At 36.8% G+C, this 19375-nt stretch carries 19 protein-coding genes; 10 read left to right on the top strand and 9 right to left on the bottom strand.

The features are described from left to right. Nucleotides 1–159: 159 nt before the first annotated feature. Nucleotides 160–1773, bottom strand: coding sequence for a SulP family inorganic anion transporter (locus E7X56_RS05350; protein ID WP_244603412.1), 1614 nt, complete (start codon nucleotides 1771–1773; stop codon nucleotides 160–162). A 331-nt stretch (nucleotides 1774–2104) separates the two neighbouring features. On the opposite strand from E7X56_RS05350, the gene E7X56_RS05345 reads away from it, so the two are divergent. The 3 genes from E7X56_RS05345 (at nucleotide 2105) to E7X56_RS05335 (ending at nucleotide 4842) form a co-directional block, all read left to right on the top strand. Continuing rightward, nucleotides 2105–2344, top strand: a complete 240-nt coding sequence (locus tag E7X56_RS05345; protein WP_371413355.1) for a ferritin family protein — start codon at nucleotides 2105–2107, stop codon at nucleotides 2342–2344. 153 nt (nucleotides 2345–2497) lie between these two features. Then, entirely contained in the window at nucleotides 2498–3988 is a 1491-nt protein-coding gene (locus tag E7X56_RS05340) for a small ribosomal subunit Rsm22 family protein (RefSeq protein WP_135605563.1), read from the top strand. 245 nt (nucleotides 3989–4233) lie between these two features. Continuing rightward, nucleotides 4234–4842 (top strand): hypothetical protein, encoded by a 609-nt coding sequence (locus E7X56_RS05335; protein WP_135605560.1) that lies wholly within the window; start codon nucleotides 4234–4236, stop codon nucleotides 4840–4842. 243 nt (nucleotides 4843–5085) lie between these two features. Here E7X56_RS05335 and E7X56_RS05330 read toward each other — a convergent pair whose 3' ends face one another. From E7X56_RS05330 to E7X56_RS05320, 3 genes are read right to left on the bottom strand one after another with little or no spacing between them, the layout of a single operon-like run. Continuing rightward, nucleotides 5086–5841: an ABC transporter ATP-binding protein gene (locus E7X56_RS05330; protein WP_135605558.1), complete on the bottom strand. Its 756-nt coding sequence runs from the start codon at nucleotides 5839–5841 to the stop codon at nucleotides 5086–5088. Then, nucleotides 5841–6932, bottom strand: a complete 1092-nt coding sequence (locus tag E7X56_RS05325; RefSeq protein WP_135605556.1) for an iron ABC transporter permease — start codon at nucleotides 6930–6932, stop codon at nucleotides 5841–5843. The genes E7X56_RS05330 and E7X56_RS05325 overlap by 1 nt, the downstream gene beginning before the upstream one ends. Before the next feature lie 36 nt (nucleotides 6933–6968). Beyond that, complete coding sequence (locus E7X56_RS05320) at nucleotides 6969–8087, bottom strand: iron ABC transporter substrate-binding protein (protein ID WP_135605554.1); 1119 nt, start codon at nucleotides 8085–8087, stop codon at nucleotides 6969–6971. A gap of 333 nt (nucleotides 8088–8420) precedes the next feature. Between E7X56_RS05320 and E7X56_RS05315 the strand changes: the two genes are divergently transcribed. Then, nucleotides 8421–9065 carry a MarC family protein gene (locus E7X56_RS05315; RefSeq protein ID WP_135605552.1) on the top strand — a complete coding sequence of 215 codons (645 nt, stop codon included), beginning with the start codon at nucleotides 8421–8423 and terminating at the stop codon, nucleotides 9063–9065. Nucleotides 9066–9084: 19 nt separating this feature from the next. Here E7X56_RS05315 and corA read toward each other — a convergent pair whose 3' ends face one another. Both corA and E7X56_RS05300 read right to left on the bottom strand, forming a co-directional pair. Then, nucleotides 9085–10149, bottom strand: coding sequence for a magnesium/cobalt transporter CorA (gene corA, locus E7X56_RS05310; protein ID WP_135605550.1), 1065 nt, complete (start codon nucleotides 10147–10149; stop codon nucleotides 9085–9087). Nucleotides 10150–10307: 158 nt separating this feature from the next. Next, the gene (locus E7X56_RS05300) at nucleotides 10308–10631 is read right to left on the bottom strand and encodes a multidrug efflux SMR transporter (protein ID WP_091689844.1); all 324 of its coding nucleotides are present in this window, start codon (nucleotides 10629–10631) and stop codon (nucleotides 10308–10310) included. Between the two features lie 194 nt (nucleotides 10632–10825). On the opposite strand from E7X56_RS05300, the gene E7X56_RS05295 reads away from it, so the two are divergent. Both E7X56_RS05295 and E7X56_RS11740 read left to right on the top strand, forming a co-directional pair. Beyond that, nucleotides 10826–10951 (top strand): redoxin domain-containing protein, encoded by a 126-nt coding sequence (locus E7X56_RS05295; RefSeq protein ID WP_244603411.1) that lies wholly within the window; start codon nucleotides 10826–10828, stop codon nucleotides 10949–10951. 99 nt (nucleotides 10952–11050) lie between these two features. Then, nucleotides 11051–11194, top strand: a complete 144-nt coding sequence (locus E7X56_RS11740) for a hypothetical protein (RefSeq protein WP_167879449.1) — start codon at nucleotides 11051–11053, stop codon at nucleotides 11192–11194. A 228-nt stretch (nucleotides 11195–11422) separates the two neighbouring features. On the opposite strand, the gene E7X56_RS05290 is transcribed toward E7X56_RS11740, so the two are convergent. Together E7X56_RS05290 and E7X56_RS05285 are read right to left on the bottom strand one after the other, a co-directional pair. After that, nucleotides 11423–12547, bottom strand: a complete 1125-nt coding sequence (locus tag E7X56_RS05290; RefSeq protein ID WP_135605548.1) for a DUF5655 domain-containing protein — start codon at nucleotides 12545–12547, stop codon at nucleotides 11423–11425. A gap of 76 nt (nucleotides 12548–12623) precedes the next feature. Beyond that, nucleotides 12624–12998 carry a hypothetical protein gene (locus tag E7X56_RS05285; protein ID WP_135605546.1) on the bottom strand — a complete coding sequence of 125 codons (375 nt, stop codon included), beginning with the start codon at nucleotides 12996–12998 and terminating at the stop codon, nucleotides 12624–12626. 169 nt (nucleotides 12999–13167) lie between these two features. Between E7X56_RS05285 and E7X56_RS05280 the strand changes: the two genes are divergently transcribed. Together E7X56_RS05280 and E7X56_RS05275 are read left to right on the top strand one after the other, a co-directional pair. Continuing rightward, on the top strand, nucleotides 13168–13461 hold the full coding sequence (locus tag E7X56_RS05280; protein WP_135605544.1) for a hypothetical protein: 294 nt from the start codon (nucleotides 13168–13170) through the stop codon (nucleotides 13459–13461). Between the two features lies 1 nt (nucleotide 13462). Beyond that, nucleotides 13463–15355 carry an AAA family ATPase gene (locus tag E7X56_RS05275; protein ID WP_135605542.1) on the top strand — a complete coding sequence of 631 codons (1893 nt, stop codon included), beginning with the start codon at nucleotides 13463–13465 and terminating at the stop codon, nucleotides 15353–15355. A gap of 18 nt (nucleotides 15356–15373) precedes the next feature. On the opposite strand, the gene E7X56_RS05270 is transcribed toward E7X56_RS05275, so the two are convergent. Next, a complete protein-coding gene (locus tag E7X56_RS05270) occupies nucleotides 15374–15616 on the bottom strand; it encodes a hypothetical protein (protein WP_135605540.1) in 243 nt (80 codons plus the stop codon). 382 nt (nucleotides 15617–15998) lie between these two features. Here E7X56_RS05270 and E7X56_RS05265 point away from each other — a divergent pair, with 382 nt between their 5' ends. Beyond that, a complete protein-coding gene (locus tag E7X56_RS05265) occupies nucleotides 15999–16553 on the top strand; it encodes a site-specific integrase (RefSeq protein ID WP_135605538.1) in 555 nt (184 codons plus the stop codon). A gap of 605 nt (nucleotides 16554–17158) precedes the next feature. After that, nucleotides 17159–19306, top strand: coding sequence for an RNA-binding domain-containing protein (locus E7X56_RS05260; RefSeq protein ID WP_135605536.1), 2148 nt, complete (start codon nucleotides 17159–17161; stop codon nucleotides 19304–19306). Nucleotides 19307–19375: the final 69 nt, after the last annotated feature.

The raw sequence follows: 19375 nt of genomic DNA, 5'->3' as shown, positions 1-19375 counted from the left end.
ATGACAATTACAAGCTTTCCGGATATTCAGGACATCCCGGACAAGTATAAAAAAGCAGGTGGAATGAGGTGATTCTTCATATTCCACCCTAATAGTTTTACATTAAATATACATCAAAAATCCAACATTATAATGATCCTTGAATTATCTGATGAAAGATCACTTTTCACCCTCTCCAAGGGATTTCAGGTAACCAAGAGCTTCCTGTGTCCTCTGGAATATGATGACATCTTTCTCCTGTATCATTTCATTAAGAGCCGCATCAGAGTTGATAACAGTCATTACTTCCGGCTGAACACTTGTCAGATAGACCATTTCCCCCATCTTCTTGCGGGTCATAATAAAGCTCTTCAACCTTTCAATACCCGTAGTATCTACAAAAGGAACATAACGCATTCTGATCACGATATGCTGCTTACTCATCTTTATCTGTTCATCGACCTTGTGCTCGAATACGTTCATTGCACCAAAGAAGAACGGACCGTTTATTGTGTAGACTGCTACGTTATCATGGAGATAGGGATCGGAAAGGATCGTAGCATTGATTCCTTCTGAAGGGCCGTAGTTCTCCATGGTCTGAATATCAATTATATTTGTCAGCCGTATGAACAACAGGATCATGGAAAGGAACATTCCTGCCTGAATGGCAAATACAAGGTCGGTCAGCACGGTCAGTGCAAAGGTCGAGATCAGGACCAAAGTATCCATTTTACTGATCCTCATCGTAGTTTTTATCTCTTCGATGTTGATCATTTTTATGGAAACCAATATCAGAATACCTGCAAGATATGCCTTTGGTATGTACCTTGCAATTGGTCCGAAGAATATGAGTATTGTGAATAATATCAGAGAGTGTACTATTCCGGACATACGTGTTCTGGCACCTTCCCTGATATTCACCGCACTTCTGGCAATTGCTGCTGTTGCGGGGATACCTGCAAAGAAAGGAAGAAGCACGTTTGCAATGCCCTGGCCGATGAGTTCTCTGTTACTGTTATGCTTTGTATTCGTCATTGCATCACAAACTACAGCACAAAGAAGCGATTCAATGGCTCCCAGTAAAGCTATCGTGAAGGCGGCAGGCAGAACTGCGTATAGGAGCTCAAGATCGAACTCCAGCATGTGAAACTGCGGAATATTTCCAGGAATGTCGCCTACTATGGGAACCTCAAGATGGAGGTAATACGTAAGAACGACAGAAATAATCAATGTTACGATCGATGCCGGGACGTTGTTCAGGTATCTTGATCCGGATAGTATCCTCGGAAGCAATAACATCAGCACAATGGTACCGGCAAAGATGAGGACAGCTGTAATGTTTGCCACCCCAATACCTGCGAATATATCATAGAGGGTTTCCCATACATGTTCACGGGCAGGCAGCACAAGACCAATAGAGTTGGATAACTGGCCTATCAATATCAGTACACCGATACCACTTGTAAATCCGGAGATTACGGGCAATGGGATATATTTTACCACTTTACCCAGATTCATTATGCCGAACAGTATCTGGAAGATACCTGCTAATAATCCTGCAAGCAATAACCCTTCTACACCATGAGTATTGACCGTTGAGAGGATGATAACGGTCATAGCACCTGTTGGCCCCGATATAGAGTATCGCGAACCTCCAAAAGAGGATACAAGAACACCTGCAATTATTGCAGTATAAAGTCCCATTACAGGTTCTACCCCGGATGCCAGCGCAAATGCAATTGCAAGTGGAAGCGCTACGACCGCAGTTATGAAACCTGCTTTAAGATCGCTCAAGAATGATTCTTCAAAGTATGTTTTTATTTTTATTTTATGTTCAGTTGTCATTAGATCAAGTCTTTAAATCTATTCATTTTTTGATTTATGAAGCACGAGATCGAAAGATGGTAACATCGCCATAGAAATAACATAGAATGTATGAAGGGGACCTGTGGCTATTTAAGATCCGGATCAAATAAATCAGGTTATTGATGCGATAATTACCACGGGCTCCATTTATCGGATGCTTTTTTTACTTTCAACATATCCGATTGATGACGCTAAAGATACTATTAAAGTAAATACTTTTGGGTTGATGCGGATTTTCGAGAAGTGAAATTAGCAGGTTATAGTAAATAAGGAATATATTGACAAGGAGCTCATGAGACTTTCCATGATAGCCGAACTTGATGCTATCAACCTTTATGAACAAATGGCTTCCCTAACCGACGATGACGAGCTCAGAGCGATACTTCTTGATGTCGCAAGAGAAGAAATGATCCATGTGGCCATGTTTCAGACAGCACTGATGGAAGTGGATGATGAATACCTGAAGGTGCTTGCCGAATACTCCCTTGCAAGGAGCTGATCTTTATCCTTAAGTATCGGTGGAAGAAGTTCGAAGGATATCATATCATCTTGAGATCTCGATGAACTTTTATTCCATCCAATTCTTCATTTCTGTTCTTTTTTCTTCTTTTCCCAAAATGCTTTAATTACTTGCGATCCTTCCTCTCAAAAGATGCCCAAAAATAATATACTCTCCGTACTGAAGTACGTTTCACGCATGAAAAAAGAGTTCATGCTATCGGAGATAAAGGACTACATAGAAGAAGAGATGTCGACACAGGACATCTATAAAGCCGTATCACCATTCTTATTCGATCTTAAGATCAATGCAACTCCCCAGGATGAAGATTTCAGGATGACCCGCGCTCTCAGTAAGGAAAAGCTGGAGCTTACAGTTGAGGAGCAGGGAAGAACCAGGTCATTCTTCAGGTCTCCTGTTGTATCACAACAACTCCAGAAGACCATTGAGCAGTACATCAAATATAAGACGACAAAGGACTGGGATGACCCTCTGGTTCTGGAAAAAATAAGAAAAGCGGTAGTAGCCCAGAAGAATTCCTACTGGAAATCTGGGAAGTCCAGGAATATCTCTTATGAGAAAGGCTATAGCATCCTTGCCTATCTTGCTTATCAGTTTCCGGTCTATTTCGTACAGTTCGAACATATCCTCTACAGCATGGCACTTGAGGGCATGTTGAAGACCAGGATGAAGATCCTTGACATAGGCACCGGTCCGGGTACAGTCCCGCTTTCTATTATTGACTTCTACAAGCGACTTGACGTGGCAGAAGCAGCTATCCATAGCGTTGAACTCTACGATGAGAACATCGGGGCATATGATTCCATCGTACCGGAATATGCAAAGAACAAAGCAAGGGTATCCGTGGAAAAACCCATTAAGGCTAATATCGTGGACCTTAAGCCCGAGGATATTCCTGACAAGATCGACCTAATGGTATTTTCCAATGTTCTCAATGAGATCCGGGAGCTTACAATTGAGCAGAAGGCAGAGCTTGTTAAAAAACTGTCCGAGAAGCTCACAGACGATGGCAACATTCTTCTTATCGAACCTGCAGATAGGGTAAATTCAACCGAGTTCAGGAAGCTGACCCTTGCTCTTAAGCATCTTGGTCTTGGGATATATAGTCCATGTTCCTTTATCTGGTGCAGAGGCTGTAATCCCGACGAGTGCTGGAGCTTTGAGCAGAAAGAGGATATCAAGCCACCTCTCCTTATGTCAAAACTTGCGGAATGCGAGGAGCCTTTCAGGTATCTTAACACTGATATCAAATATTCATATGCTATAATGAGAAAGGACAATTTGTCAAAAGTAAGCTACAAGGTACCACTAAAAGCGAAATTTGCCAGATTGTCAGATATGAAAAAGTATGTTGGCAAGCGCATCAATGTTGTTTGTTCCCTTATGTCAGGAGATCTTGGTGATAATAAATACTCCGTCTATAAGGTATGTGATGGAACTTCAAAAAAACAGGTATATGCTGTATTACCTTCGCATAATGTTGTTTATGAAAATGCGCTTCTCAAAGAGGAAAGTTATGGAAATGTTCTTGAGCTGCATAACGTTCTTGTTAAATACAACGAAGCTAAAGATGCATACAATCTTCTTTTGAGCAAACAAAGTATTGTTAAAAAGGTGGAGTAATATTTCCACCAGTTTTTTCTATTCTTCTCTTCATTTTCAGTTTTGTCTTTTTTCTGATCGTTTCTCTTTTTGACAAAATATTATCGGGAATTTTATATTTTATATTTTAAATTTTTATGCCATTCTAATGCTAATAAAAGTAAACTTAAATAACATTGAATTATAACAATATACATTGATTTGTGTTTTTTAATAAACTACAATTCATTTTATGGGGGGTTAATCGTATTTCATACGAAGATACAATGGACAAGGTAATTGTGGAGCTAGATTCCACAAAAGGCATTGAGCAAATATTATTTCTTAATGCTGTAGACCGAATGAATATTATTAAACTTGAAAAGAAGGACGAAAAGGTCAAATCAGTTCTTTTCGGTAAAAAGAAGAACCTGGGGGTAAAACAGGTCCTTGATTGTGATGTGATGATAGCGTTCATGACGAATAAATACTTTGAATGGCCAGCAAACAATATCAAGCTGATGCATGGTGATCAGATCATAGGTGGGGACGTAACTGATCCTGTCAAGCTTCAGGAGTATCAGGAACATTCAGGTTACTGTGTTCTTGGAAACATCGTAATAGCACTTGATAAATTTGTAAAAATAAGATCCTGTGCTGATTCTGTCTGTATGGTCGTCAATCCAAAACCATTTCCTTACATAGAACATATTCCCGGGATCTCCGATGCTCTTATGGCTTCACCTTCCATGTTTGCGGATGAATACATAAGATCAAGAGCACAGATTCGCGACAAAAAGTATTGCGTTGGTTCTTTCCTTCTGGGATTTAATATCAAAAACCACATCTGTGCAACCCAGACCGAGTGTGCTTCTGCTAAGAGTATTGTTTATTGATCAATAGCTGATAAAAGGGTGGATGGGTGTGATTTAACTTCCTTTTACATCCATTATCCTTATTTTCTGCTATCTTCTTCCGTTAATAGAAGCCATCAATTTCGTTTATGCTGCCGGGTTTGCTTTTATCCTGAACCTCATTGCAGGAGTCTATCCTGCAAGACGTGCTTCGAAACTAGATCCTGTGGCCTGACCACAATGCCAATGAATTTTCTCCGTCAAGTAATTAATTACTATTACGCTTTATTCTTCATTTGGTACAACTATACGAAATCCATTCAATTCTTCTACAGTTGCAGAAACACCGTATACCTGTTCAATAGTCTCAGACACAACTATCTCGTGTCCCCCATGAGCGAAGATATTTCCATCCTTCAGAAAAATATACCTGTCAGCGAATCGGAGTGCAAGATTAATGTCATGCATTGTTATGACGGCAGACACTCTGTTATCTTTCACAACCTGCCTGATAGTACGCAGTATCTCCAGCTGTTTCTTAAGGTCAAGACTGCTGGTCGGCTCGTCAAGAAGCAACAGCTTTGGTTCCTGAACGAGTGCTCTTGCTATTGCAACCCTTTGAAGTTCTCCGCCACTCATTTCATTGATGTACCTGAGTGCAAGTTTATCAAGTCCCAGCTTCATAATGATGGACTCGACGATCTTGTGATCTTTTTCTTTAATGTTCCAGCCAATATGCGGTTTCCTTCCAAGCAGGATGGCATCATAGGCAGTTAGCTTTCCGGCTTCAGAACGTTGTGGAACATAACCGATTCTCTTTGCGACCTCATGCTTTTCAAGAGAAAGGACCTCCTCACCATCAACAAAAATAGTTCCTGTGGCAGGCGGATGTATGGTGTTGATGCATCTGAGAAGTGTCGATTTTCCAACACCGTTGGGACCAAGGATAGCAAGGACCTCTCCGGGTTTTAGACCGAAGTTGATCTGTTCGAGTACTTTTCTGGTCTTATAGTTAAACCCAAGCCCTTCTACGTTCAACATTAGTGCTGATACCCCCTGATAAGCAAGTAAAGGAATAGCGGAGCACCCATAAAAGCGGTCAGTATAGCTACCGGGAGTTCGTGGGGTGCGAGCATAAGACGTGCAGCGGTGTCTGCACTAAGTAACAGCAGGCCACCTGTAAGGCAGGATGCCGGCAGGAGGAATCTTTGTTCATCACCTACGAACTTGCGTGCAATATGCGGACAGGCCAGCCCGACAAAACCGATCACACCCAGGAACGCCACGACAAAAGCGGTCATAAGGGATGCTACCAGCATGCCCCAAAGACGAACTTTTTCGACATTAACACCAAGCCCTTTAGCTGTTTCATCTCCTGCGTCTATCGCATTGTAGTTCCAGCGGTTGAGCAGGAAATAGACCATTGAAGGTATCGTTACGGCTGTTAGTATTCCAAGATCTCCCCAATCGGCCCGACCAACGTCCCCGAAGGTCCAGAAAACGACCGCTGCAAGCTGAACATCATCTGCAAAATACTGAAGGAACATTGTACCTGCAGTAAAAAGTGATGCCAGTGCAACTCCTGTGAGAATCATAACTTCCGGGGAAGCACTCCTGTATCTTGCGATAGCTATCAGGATGAATGTAGCTATCATAGAGAAACAGAAAGCAACCGCCGTTGTCATATAGGGGTTGTTAAGCATGACCGCATCTGCTCCTGTGCTTCGCATACTGCCGCTGCCAAGAACGATCACTGAGAATGCTGCACCGAATGCAGCAGCATGTGATATTCCCAGTGTGTAAGGCGATCCAAGCGGGTTTCGCAGGATGGACTGGAGTGCTACACCTGCAACCGATAGTCCTATGCCTGAAACGATGGCTGTCAGTGCTCTAGGAAGGCGTATATTCCATATGATGGTGGAAACATTTCCAACATCGTAGCCGAACAGTGCAGCCATAACATCTGTGAAAGAAATATTTGCAGCACCTACGGCTATGGAATAGATGAGTAACAGGAACAGAAGGATCGATGAGATGATCATGAAGGAGATCTTCTTTCTGATGTAACCTGTATAGGCCAAAGGAAGTGTATCTTCCTTTAGCTCATCCATTTTACCTTCTATAAATTCCATATTTTCCTCCGATATTCTTCAGGCTCAATTCGATCTTTATTCATCAAGTTCGATCTGGCCGAATCCGGCACTGAATCCGGATCTCAGGTTTTCATAAGCTGGTTCCCCAAGGAGGAATACATAGATCTCATCTGCCTTGTCGGAAGGTTCGATGTCCTGGAACCTTTCAGGATAGATAACTTCTCCTGAGTAGTAAGCTGCAGCAAGGACTGAACCATGGTTTGTGGTGTACCAGTTGTAAGGTAGTACTCCATAGACGTTCCCGTTCTTTACAGCTGTCAAGGATGTATAGGCAGGATCAGTTTTCAGCTCATCTACTGCTGAAGGTGTCGTCTGGTATGTTGAAAGGTCAACAAAAATGATCTCCGGATCCCATTCAATGATAGCTTCCTTTGACACATCAGCATGTTCGGTCCCAAGTGAAGCTGCTAGATTCTTTGCATTGATCAGGGCAAATGGCGGGTAAGAGGGTTCTGTTGACTGGAATCCGTGTGGACCTCGGTATGCTATACCGCCAACATAGACCGATATCTTTTCGTCTTCAGGAATATCTGATGTCCGGGACTCGAGGTCTTCAATGGTCATATCGAAAAACCCAATAACCTCTTCAGCTCTCTCTTCCTTCCCCATTACTTCTGCCATGATACGCAGTGACAGGTACATATCATTGCGATAGGCCCCAAGGTCTCCATAATTAAGAGCTACAACAGGGATCCCTGTCTTTGCCTGGAGTTTATCTGCATCATCAGCTGACTGGACGTATGTCCAGAAAATCACATCCGGATCAACAGTAACGATCTTTTCTGGGTCAGTATTACCCCTGTATTCACCGATCAGGGGCATATCCTGGAACTGAGGATTGGCAATAGCATAGGGTCTTCTATTCTCATCTTTTCTCAATTCAATGTCTTCCACACCAACAACTGCATCCTGTGCATTAAGATAGCAAATATATCTTAATGCCCCTGGTCCCTGACAGACGATCCTTTCAGGATTAACGGGAACCGTTACTTCCCTGCCAAGTCCATCGGTAATGGTCTGCACTTCTATATTGTCTTCTGTTGACTGCCCGGAACTCGAAAGGCAACCTGCACCGATGCAGGACAGTATCAGTACGAGGATAATTAGTATTCCACTATATGTTTTTATTTTCATTTTGTTAACACCACTGATATGATGTTACAAATGATCTTCATGCACAGAACCCGAAGTTTTAGGTTTATTCCCCGGTATGGTTAAGTTTTTTCTTCTTTTAAGGTTCTATTGGCATGATCATCTGTAACAATCTAATGCTATGTTATAATCTATTTAACTTATCTATTAATACTAATTTTAATTTTTGTAATAATAAATAGCATACAACTTAAACTTTATGTTAATAGTGTTAACAAAGAAAAATTTATTAAATGAAGAGGTCCTTAACTCTATTAATCCAAAGAGCATTACTCAATCGCATACTTTTTAAAATACTATGCCTTTTACTAATTAATGGACCTTATCGGGTATTTTATCTATTCTTTTATCACTTTATTTATTATTGTAAGCCCTATTACCGGAGTAATTACTTTTATAACGCTGACCAATGGCCTCACTCTAGATGCAAAGAACGTGATCGCAAAGAAATCTGTTTTGTTGGCATTTGTTATTGCCATATTCTTCATTTTCACGGGAAACATTATTCTTGATATTCTTGGGATCAGTCTTGATTCACTGAAAGTTGCAGGTGGACTGTTACTTTTCACGATAGCTTTTGATATGATGCAGGCCAAGATTTCAAGAGAAAGCATTACTGATAAAGAGATAGATGCATCCGCGGATCGTGAAGATATCTGGATCTTCCCCATCGCAATGCCTATTCTAACAGGTCCTGCTACCATTACAACCGTTATAATTCTTACAGAAACTGCTGAAGTGGTTCAGCAAAAGTTTCTGATAATACTCGCAACAGTACTGACCTATTCAATAGCCATGGTAACATTTCTCTTTTCGAGGAGAATACACAAAAAAATGGGATATAATGGAATGCTGGTACTTACCAGGTTATTCGGTCTGTTCTTGGGTGCGATCTCAGTAACTATGATTGCCAGTGGTATCTGGGGAATTTATCTGGGCATGATCGCATTGCCAACTTGAATCCAGTTTTAATATTTCTTCAGATCCATTTTAGCTTTCTGAAATAAGCAAGCATCACAAGAGCTACAGTTATCATTAGTGCCCAGATCACAGGATATCCCAAATGCCATTTCAGCTCTGGCATATATTCAAAGTTCATTCCATATATTCCTGCAATAAAAGTGAGGGGAATAAAGATAGTCGCTATGATAGTAAGTACTTTCATTATCTCGTTCATTTTGTTGCTTGCAGTCGAAAGGTAAAGGTCGAGCATCGTGGAGAGGATGTCCCTGTATGATTCAATTGTATCCATTACCTGAATTATATGATCATAGACGTCTTTTAGGAAAATTGATGTTGACTCTTTGATAAAAAATGACTCTTCCCTTTGTAAACTGCTAACAACTTCCCTTAAAGGCCAGATGAATTTTCTTAAAAAGATCAGTTCTTTCTTTAGGTGATGGATGTCCTCAAGCGTTTTTGGTGTAGGTTTATCTAATAGCTCGTCATCAAGTGCGTCGATATTTTCACCTATTTTTTCAAGCATAACAAAATAGTTGTCAACTATAGAATCCAGAAGTGCATAAGCCAAATAATCAGGACCTTGTTTTCGAATACGGCCCTTTGAGGACCTTAATCGATCTCTTACCGGATCGAAAGTATCCTCGATAACTTCCTGATACGAAATAACAAAATTAGAGCCGAGGATAATACTTACCTGTTCAGCTATAAGTTCTTCTTTGTCCTTATCATATTGTAGCATCTTCAGAACTATATAGATATAGGAATCGAAGAATTCTACTTTAGGTCGTTGATCAGTATGGACGATGTCTTCAAGTACAAGGGAGTGTATTCCAAAATGAATACCTATCTTTTCGATCAGGTCGACCTGATGTACTCCGTGAATATTGATCCAGGAAACGTTTTCACTATCCTTAAATGGATATACTTCCTCGATATTTTCTGCTACCAGTTCCTGGAAATTATCTGCATTATAATCAATAACAGTTATTTTGGGCTCTGTTAGCTGCTTTTTCCCAATATGAATCAATGTTCCGGGAGCAACACCTGCTTTTCTGGAACCCACATGAACTATTTTACCCATAATATCCCTTTGATATCATTTATTCTTTTAATATTATTTATCCCTGTTCTCAGCTATTGCTGTTGTTGTCGGTCTGATCGCAGGTGTCTATCCTGTGAATAAAGCTTCAAAGCTTGATCCTGTGGAGTCCTTGAGAAAGAGCTGAACCTTTTACCTTTTTAGTGCATCCCGCTACTTAAGTTAAGCCCGATTACACCTATGATGATAAGGGCAATAGACCCTACTTTAAGGGCAGTCAGTGTTTCATCAAAGTAGAAGATGCCGATCGCAGTAATGCTCAATGTACCGATCCCTGACCAGATAGCATATGCAAGGCTGACCTCAAGTCTTTTGAGGGCTAATGTGAAGAGAGTGAAACTTATTCCATAGAACACAAAGATCAGTATAGAAGGAAGCGTTTTGGTAAAACCTTCTGATAGTTTCATGCAGGTAGTTCCCATGACTTCGAAAAGTATGGCTGCAAAAAGAAATACATAACTCAAGTAAGATCACTCTCCTTATCTGTCAGAACCTTTTCTCTTCTAATAAGAGAACAATATAGCTTTTAAATCTGATGTTAGATGAAGTTTCATTTTAGTTTCATTTTTAGATGTTATGAAGCTTACCTTTTGGAAATATAATTGATTTAGTTAGTTTTTTGTATCTGGATACCTTAAATAAATATGAGGTACTAAAAATGGCTAAAACATCACTTTCTGCAGGCGAAAAAGCCCCACAGCTTTGTCTTCCGGATCCTGAAGGCAATGATGTATCTTTAGAGGATCTTAAAGGAAAATGGGTAGTTCTTTATTTCTATCCCTGATATAGCCTAAAGGTTTGTATTGTTTCCATAACCTATACTAAAAATTCCGAATCCCTCCACATCAGCGAAAGTTTCTATGGGAAAGAACCTCCTGCAATAATGGAAACAATGGGTGAGACAGTGTATATCAATGGGTATGAAGGACCAATTGAGAATGATCTTGAGACTCTTAAAGTACCCGGTTTTACGATTCTTTCACTTGTAATGGCACATTTATTCGTACTTAAAAGAAAACAGAAATAACTGGATTATTGAGGTTCGAATCTTACCCCCTGCACAACATATCGGGGATATAGGTAACAGCAAAAAACCGAACTCTATAAATTTTCGGTATCGTGTAGGGAAGAAACAAACATGTCTTGGAAAAAGTTAAATCTAATATTTTTAAAGTTGGAAGTCACCACAAAAGAGAAATATTTCAATAGTTAATGAAAAAATAGTAATAATTAATTTTAATTATACTCATATTATTTAATATAGTTCGTCTAATAGTTCCCCCCATCTTTTTGAATAATTAGAACTCTTTCTAAAAGTATAAGAATCACGCAGTATTGAAAATAAATACTCATTTATATCAGATTGAGATATGACTGAAACATAGTTTCCATGTGTCTGAGCTGTACCCCTTTTTTCTACTCTCTTAAACATATTTTTATTATCTGAAAATGTTAATGGATCGACACGAATCCACAATCTAATCCCATGCCTAGCTTTTCTTAAAACTATCCAAGATACTCTTTTGTATTTATATGCAATATGAGTTTTTTCGTAATCTCTTTGGATGTCTTCATCAAGATTTAAAATAAAATACTCAAGTTCATCCACTATTTTTCTTTTATTTGTATCAAGTATATTGTAAAGAGATTCATTTCCAACATATTCTTTACGCTTTTTTTCATCAGGCTCTTTTTTGATAGGTGTTAATTTCTTTTGAATATGAGTTATGACAAATTTTTCTACTAATTTGTCGTCAGGTCTATACCCGCAAAGCTTTTCAGTTGTTTCTGCTACCAATTCTACAAGAGTCTCATCGGGATCATCCAAAATTTTATTCCATGCTTTTGGTAATGTTTCTTTAATTTCTTTTTCTTTTATTTTGCCTTTGTAGACATCTTCCGCTCTTTTAACAGATTCTCCAGTAATTACATTTTCTTTTAGCAAGAAGTCGATGAATTTGTCTGTAATTTCATCTGCATCTTGGCCATAAATGTCTATTGAATAATACTTTCTCTTCTCCCACTCTCCACTCTTAAGTGGTAAATAAAACCACCAAGTAATTCCATTAGTTAAAATCGCGAGGTCTACACCCATTTTAAATGAATATCTCAAAAGTTGTTCCTGATGTTTCTCTAAATCTTCTCCAATTTTCTTGGCTTCTATGAATACTCTATCTTTGTTGTTACTTCTCAAAGAGTAATCCACTTTTATACCGTTTACAGGATATTCTGGATAGACTTCTTCAGGTTCAAAGATGTCCCAGCCTAAAGAATTCAATATACGCAATATCACAGTTTGCTTAGTGGCTGCTTCATCTAATTGAGGAGAGATTTTTTCTGATTTAATCTTTTCAATTATTTCTAATAATTTTCCATCCATTTATCCACTTCCCAATAAATATGTATGAGAATATGTCTACAAAAATTTATTGGTAAATATTAAGCATAGAATGCTTTCAGACAAACATTACCATCAATCTCCTCACTGCAGGAGTTTTCCAATTAATCCTTTTACCTTCCCTTATCCTTCTTTTAATATCCTGAAACGTACTCCTGCTAAGCCCAAGCTTCTCAGCTTCCTTTTGTGGCATCTCAAGGATCTTCCTCTTGATCTCCTCCACATCAATAAACTCCTGAGCCTGCTTCACATCCAATTCCTGTTCATCAATATTGTTAGCTTCTTTCCCAATATAAATAACAGAATCAGCATGAACATGCTTCCTTTCAAGTACTCCAATCTCGCCATCGAACTTATGCTCAAGATGTTCAACATACTGCTTTATTGTCCTGCTCAATGGCTTGAAATAATGAGATCCTTCCTTGATATCCATCAGAGGTACAGCTGATTTACCCTCGAACCATTCGAAAGGAGAAAGATAAACATTTGATACCTATATAAAAAACTTTAAATCAAATAATCACATCATGAAAAAACAACTATAACTATTCTGAAAAAATAAATTATAATTATTCATCTAGCATAATAAAAGAGGAACTAAAATGAGCCTTTCAACAATTGAACAAGCAATAGCTAATAAAAAAACAATTGAATTTTTCTATGATGGTGCACAACGAATCGTTGAACCATACCTAGTAGGGAACACAACTACAGGAAAACAATCTCTTCGAGCATATCAAATCGGTGGTCACTCCAATTCAAAAGTACCATCGTGGAAAATGTTCACCATTATGAAAATGACTAATATAAAAGAAATGGAGAATACCTTTTCAAAAAGACCAGATTATAATCCCAATGACAAAGCTATGACTGTAATATTATTCAGAGTTGAATGATATGAAAATTAAATCAATATCAATTCAAAATTACAAATGTCATCAAAATATACCAAACATTGAATTTCACCAAATAACTACTTTTATTGGTGAAAATGATTCTGGAAAGACTTCCATAATCGATTTTTTAGAATTAATACTGGATAATAAATTACCTGAAGAATCAGTCTTTTTCCACAATGCTGAAGGTAACTGTGCAAGTGAAATTATAGGAATAATTACATTTATACCAAATCCTGAAGTCCTCGATCAGATTTCCCACTTGCTAAATGAAGAAAACGAATTGATGATTAAAAAAACACTAACACAATCAGCAATTGAAATTGCCGTAAAGAAGAAAGTGTATGAAGACGACAGACTTAATACTTACGAAACTTTAAGTGCAAGTGAGTTGGCAACACTACTTGAAGATTTAAATATAGAAGCTCAAACAAGAAAAGAAGCAAGAATAGAAAAAATAAAAGAGTTACTAAATAATGATCATTTGCCACATTCATTCGATTTTATAAAAACAGATTGGAAAGAAATCGCACAATTCTTACCAAAAATAATAAGGTACGATGTTAATGATTATAAAGATCCAACCAGCATGATTATTAAAACGTTCAGGGAAAAATTTACTCATTTACTATACGAACTTAATGATGAAACTGGATCTCGAAAATTAAAAAGCAAAGAATTAAATAAAATATTAGAATGTGCAGAGAAAGAGATCAACGAAGAAGCTCAAAATTTAAAAAAATACATAACAAAATACAATCCTGACATAGAAGACATTCACATTTCTCCTGAATTTGATTTTTCAAATTCATTGTTACGCACACCCATTGAAATAATCGATAAAAAAACAAGTTCCACCATACCTTTTGAAAATCGGGGATTTGGAACTCAAAAAAGATTATTTATGGGGATATTTGACTGGGACTCCTCAGTAATAAAAAAATTAGAGGGTTTGCCAGTAATTAGATGCTACGATGAGCCAGATACAAATCTTCACATTGATGCACAAAGAAAAATGTATAAGGCAATTAAAAAAATTATATCATCGGATAGTAATAACCAAATTATTGTCTGTACCCACTCTCTTTTCATGATTGATAACATGCCAATTGAAACTATAGGGCTATTAAAAAGAAGTGAAGACTCAACGACAACAATTGAATTTTTGGAAGAAAAGGAAGAATTCGAAACAAACCAATTTATGACTTCTGTTTGCAAAGAAATGGGATTATCTAATAGTCACATATTTTTTGAAAAAGCATTCATATTAGTTGAAGGAAAAACTGAAATAAACTTTCTTCCACTAGCGTATAAAAAAACATATGGATCATCATTTACTGAAGATGGGATTTCATTAATTAATTTAGATGGAAACGGTGCAGCCTCTAATTTTATGAAATTACTTATGAAAAATAAACGAGATTTGATATGCCTGTTCTTAGATGCTGATACAGAAAATTTACGAATAAAAGAATTACATAAAGCTTATAATCCAACAACAGCAGATTGCAATATCGATGAATATAAAAAATGGGTAGATGACTTCTTTTCTGAAAAAATAATTTATATTGGAAATAAAGAACTAGAAGATTCATTTTCGGACACATTCATTGTTAAAGTTCTAAATAAACATCGTCCAAAAGAAGGTTTATTAAACTGGACAACTGAAGAAATAAGCCAGTTAAAAGAGGAAAAAAAGTGTTCTGATGCAATTATAAAAGCGGTTGCTGAAAATTGTGATTCAAACTATATAAGTAAGCCGGAATTAGGAAAATACTTTGCAGAAGAATGTACTATTGATGATATTCCCGAAGACGTAAAACGTTTGTTTATATCCGTTAGAAAAATAATTGATTATGAAGAAGAGGAAGAAGAAGAAGAAGAACGAGATTAATTTAATAGCTATCACTACTCAATCCTTATCAATTTCACCAAATCGAGACACAATTTTAAAAGAATCAGGCGGATTAGGGAGATCATCAAGATATAATCTTCTTAATTTAGAAGAAAGATCATGATCTTCCTGGATCTCACAGTATCTTTCAATCAAGGTTTCACAATAATTACAATTGTCCATGATAGGATTAGCCTTTTCATCGACCCCATCAGCTTCGATCGAAACAAGCCAGGCATTCAGACTCTCACGCTGAAGCATACCATAAGGAACAAACTCACGAATCGGGATATGGTCGTCTACTTCCTCTTCTTCTCGATCGCTATCATCATGTACATAGAATAGCTTTCCTTCAAAGTTGTACTTCAGGAGAGTTTCACGACCATCATTAAGAATATCTAAAACAGCCTATCTTATACCTTCGAGTTCTTCTTCAGAGAGATGATCTTCAGGTCTGAAGTGATGAATATCTCCAAAGGATCCTAAAGATTCGCTCCGGGATCTTCCGGCATAGATCAAAAGGAAAGATTGCTATTTTATGGTATAATTGAAACTTTTCTTTCCCCTGGAGACTTCTGGACCGTCCGGATCTCCAAGGAATCACCTATAAAAGTTTAAGTTTTATTAAAACTTCAATGTAAATATGGAGCCTATTTTTGTAAAAGGAGTTCGGGTCTTAGGTCCCTTTGATTATGACAAATTGGTTGCAAACATAGAAAAGAATTATCTTCGAGATATCTTTGAGGTTTGCTTCTGGTCGGGTATGAGGTATGTTGAAGTTCAGAGGTTGTATAATCATCCCGAATGGATCATGAAGGAGAGAAGGACTATACATTTGCCAGCAGAAGCCCAGAGAAAGGCCAAACGAGCGCAGCTTGAAAGGTACATCCACCCAATACCCCCACAACTTGAATCTGTACTCCGATATTTCTTCAAGGGGAAAAATCCACCATCTCAACAGTCCTGGAATAACAATTTGAAACGATGGTGTGAAAAGTCATATATTCCCTCTAGGGGTGTGAGCTCTAAAAGTACTAGAAAATCAATTGAGTCTTGGATGATCTCTGCAGGAATCCCACTTAACGAAGTTTGCTTGAGACAAGGGCATGATTCGTTGACTTCAATGAGACATTATCAAGGATTACCATTCATACCAGTAGAAAAAGAAGAAATTAAGAGACGTTTGTCATGGTTTTAATCTTTGGCTTTCCCGGCTTTGTGTGGAAAATCGCTCCTGTGTAAAAAGTGGTGATTGTGCGTATAAAGTTGGGGTATAATATGACTTTTAAAGCAAAGCCGGTAAGTCGTACAGTCACTATACCCCGGACTTAAGTCCAAGGCCTGTAATACACCTATGCATTACAATTTTCGATCTTGCCCGTCAGTCTGCATATCATCAATTTAAATTTAACAAAATCATGAAATGTTAAACTTTAAGGATTTCCGGTTAAATATAAGCAAAAAAAGAGAGTAAGCAGTAGCAATAGAGCTACCCTTAAGTTTTACATTTCTGCATTAGGAAGGTTAAAGTTAATTTTTCAAAAAAAATAAATCATAATGTCAATACGATTGAAATTTCACAAAAAAATAACCAATGAATTCTAAGATTAAAAAAAGACCATAAATTTAATATACATATGAATGTTTTTTATATGGGTTTAAACTAAAATTTGTGAACTACTGAGTATAGGTAAATAGATATATAGATTAAAGCATACTTATCAAGAAAATAATAGTTGTTTATAAAACAATTACCAAACTAAATATGTATATATTCCATTTTTGTGAAAAGGAGTTTCTATTGTGAAAATAAGAGGTGATTTTTTCACCAGCCAGGGTCCACCAAAATTAAATCAAATTGTTGATTTGACTAGTTTGAAAATCGCAAAAAGAAAATTTGATCAAAATATTGAGAGAGAAAAAGGAAACATTGTTTTGGTTATTGGTCCAAGAGGTATTGGAAAATCTACGACTCTAACATATCTTAAAGGCTATGTTGACACTCAAAAGGGATCAGATTTTAGTAGAATAATTGATATTGGTTTACATTTCACAGAATTACTCGATAAAGAATTTAATGAAAGAACAACTGCTATATTTAAAATAATTGCAAGAAATTTATCAAATGGTGCATCTGATGATATCGCTAATGTAATCAGTATTTTAGATGGTGCAGAAGAAGGACCATTTTTTTTATTTATAGATAATTTAGATAGGCTTTATCAGAACCAAGGTGATTTGAGCTATATCAACTCTTTTTTCCGAACCGCAGACCCCATACTTAAAAAATTATCAGAAAAAATGGTAATTGTGATTTCATGTGCTCCTGAATGGAAATCCTTCTTAGGGGATAGGGACTTAAGTTATATTAATTTTACAAATAGTATAAAACTTGAACCACTATCAAACGAAGAAGTTCGAAGTTTAATAGAATATAGAGCAAAAGTAGAAGGATATGAGGTTAGTGATATTGTTGATGAGGATTTAATTCCAGTTCTTAATATAGCCTCAAGAGGAAATCCACGCTCCATATTTCAGTTTTTAGAAAAAGTAGCTGATGAAGCCGAAATGCCAATTAATATACAATCCTTTCAAAAAGTTGTGGGTTCAGAACTGTTTCAAGGTGCAATTGAAGAACTTAAAAGGATTGCTTCAAAATCACCAAAGATATCGTGGGGAATTAATCAAACTTGGCGTTATTTTGACTCCCTTCAAAAAAATGGAATAGACAATAAAATTGGAATCAAAACACTTGTAATAATTCATAAAAACGGCTTTGTTTCTGGATCTGAAACAAAAAACATGAAAGGACCATTGCTCAAAATTTCTCAGAAAACTCAAGATGATAAATATGTATTAAATGATCAAGTAAGAGAAATGTTAACTGAATGGTATAGGAAAACTAAAGTTAATAAAGAAATTTTGTTAGCTGCATATTCTGAAAATTTGTTCACATTATTTACGACAGATGTTGATGACTATGTAGATAAGTTCCAATCTGCACTTTCAGAGATAGACATTCCATCGAAAGTATTTGATGACAGTTTCAAAGAATATATGCTGATTACTTCACAGCATCATGCAGATGAAAGAATAAAATTTGTCAATCATGGTTGGAAATGTTTAAAGTCTCTAATGCTTTCAATAATTGCTATTGTGGAATGTGGAATTCCTAAAGATCTATCTGAAAGACTTTCTGATAAAAAGAAACTTGAAGATGCATCGAATGACTTAATTTCTGAAATTGCACAAATATATAAATCATTTAATAAATCAAATCCCTATAAATCAGAAGTGCAATCAGTAAGAGCCAGATATCTCGATGTAAGTGAAAATCCTGAAGTAGCAGAATATTGGGATTCTGAACAAATGAATAATTTCATAAGACAAGTAACAAATTCTTATGAAGGTATGATTAGAACTCTAAAACCTTCAATGCTTTTGACTTCTGATAAAAGAAAAGAAACTGATGAAATTTTAAGTCTTACATCTTCTAAAGAAAGCATCAAAATTGAATTTAAATCGTCTATACTATGGGATTACACGCAAAATAAAGTAAACAAGGACCTTAAATATTCTTCTTTAAAAACCATTGTTGCCTTTCTAAATACAAAAGGTGGGAAACTTATACTCGGTGTTAATGATAACAACGAAATAATTGGTATTGAAAAAGACATTTTGACATTAAAGCGAAAGAATATAGACGGTTATGAACAAAGAATAAGTGAATTAATAGACTTACATATTGGATCTGATTTGAGTTATTATGTAGAATCATCCTACCACAGAATAAAAGGCTATTTGATTTGTATATTGTCCATCGAAAAATCGCCATATCCAGCATATTTAGAAAAGGATGGTAAACGATTATTTTTCATGAGATCGGGAAATACTACACGTCAATTAGATGGGGAGCAATGTAATAAATATGTAGCAAATATATGGAAATAACTAATATAATAGTTCATTAATTTTTAGTTTAACTTCACATAAACAGTATCAATTGAGATTTTAATATGG

The organism is Methanococcoides sp. NM1 (genome assembly GCF_900774285.1).
In the GTDB taxonomy this organism is placed as follows: Archaea; Halobacteriota; Methanosarcinia; order Methanosarcinales; family Methanosarcinaceae; genus Methanococcoides; species Methanococcoides vulcani.
This window is presented reverse-complemented; position numbering and strand designations above follow the sequence as displayed.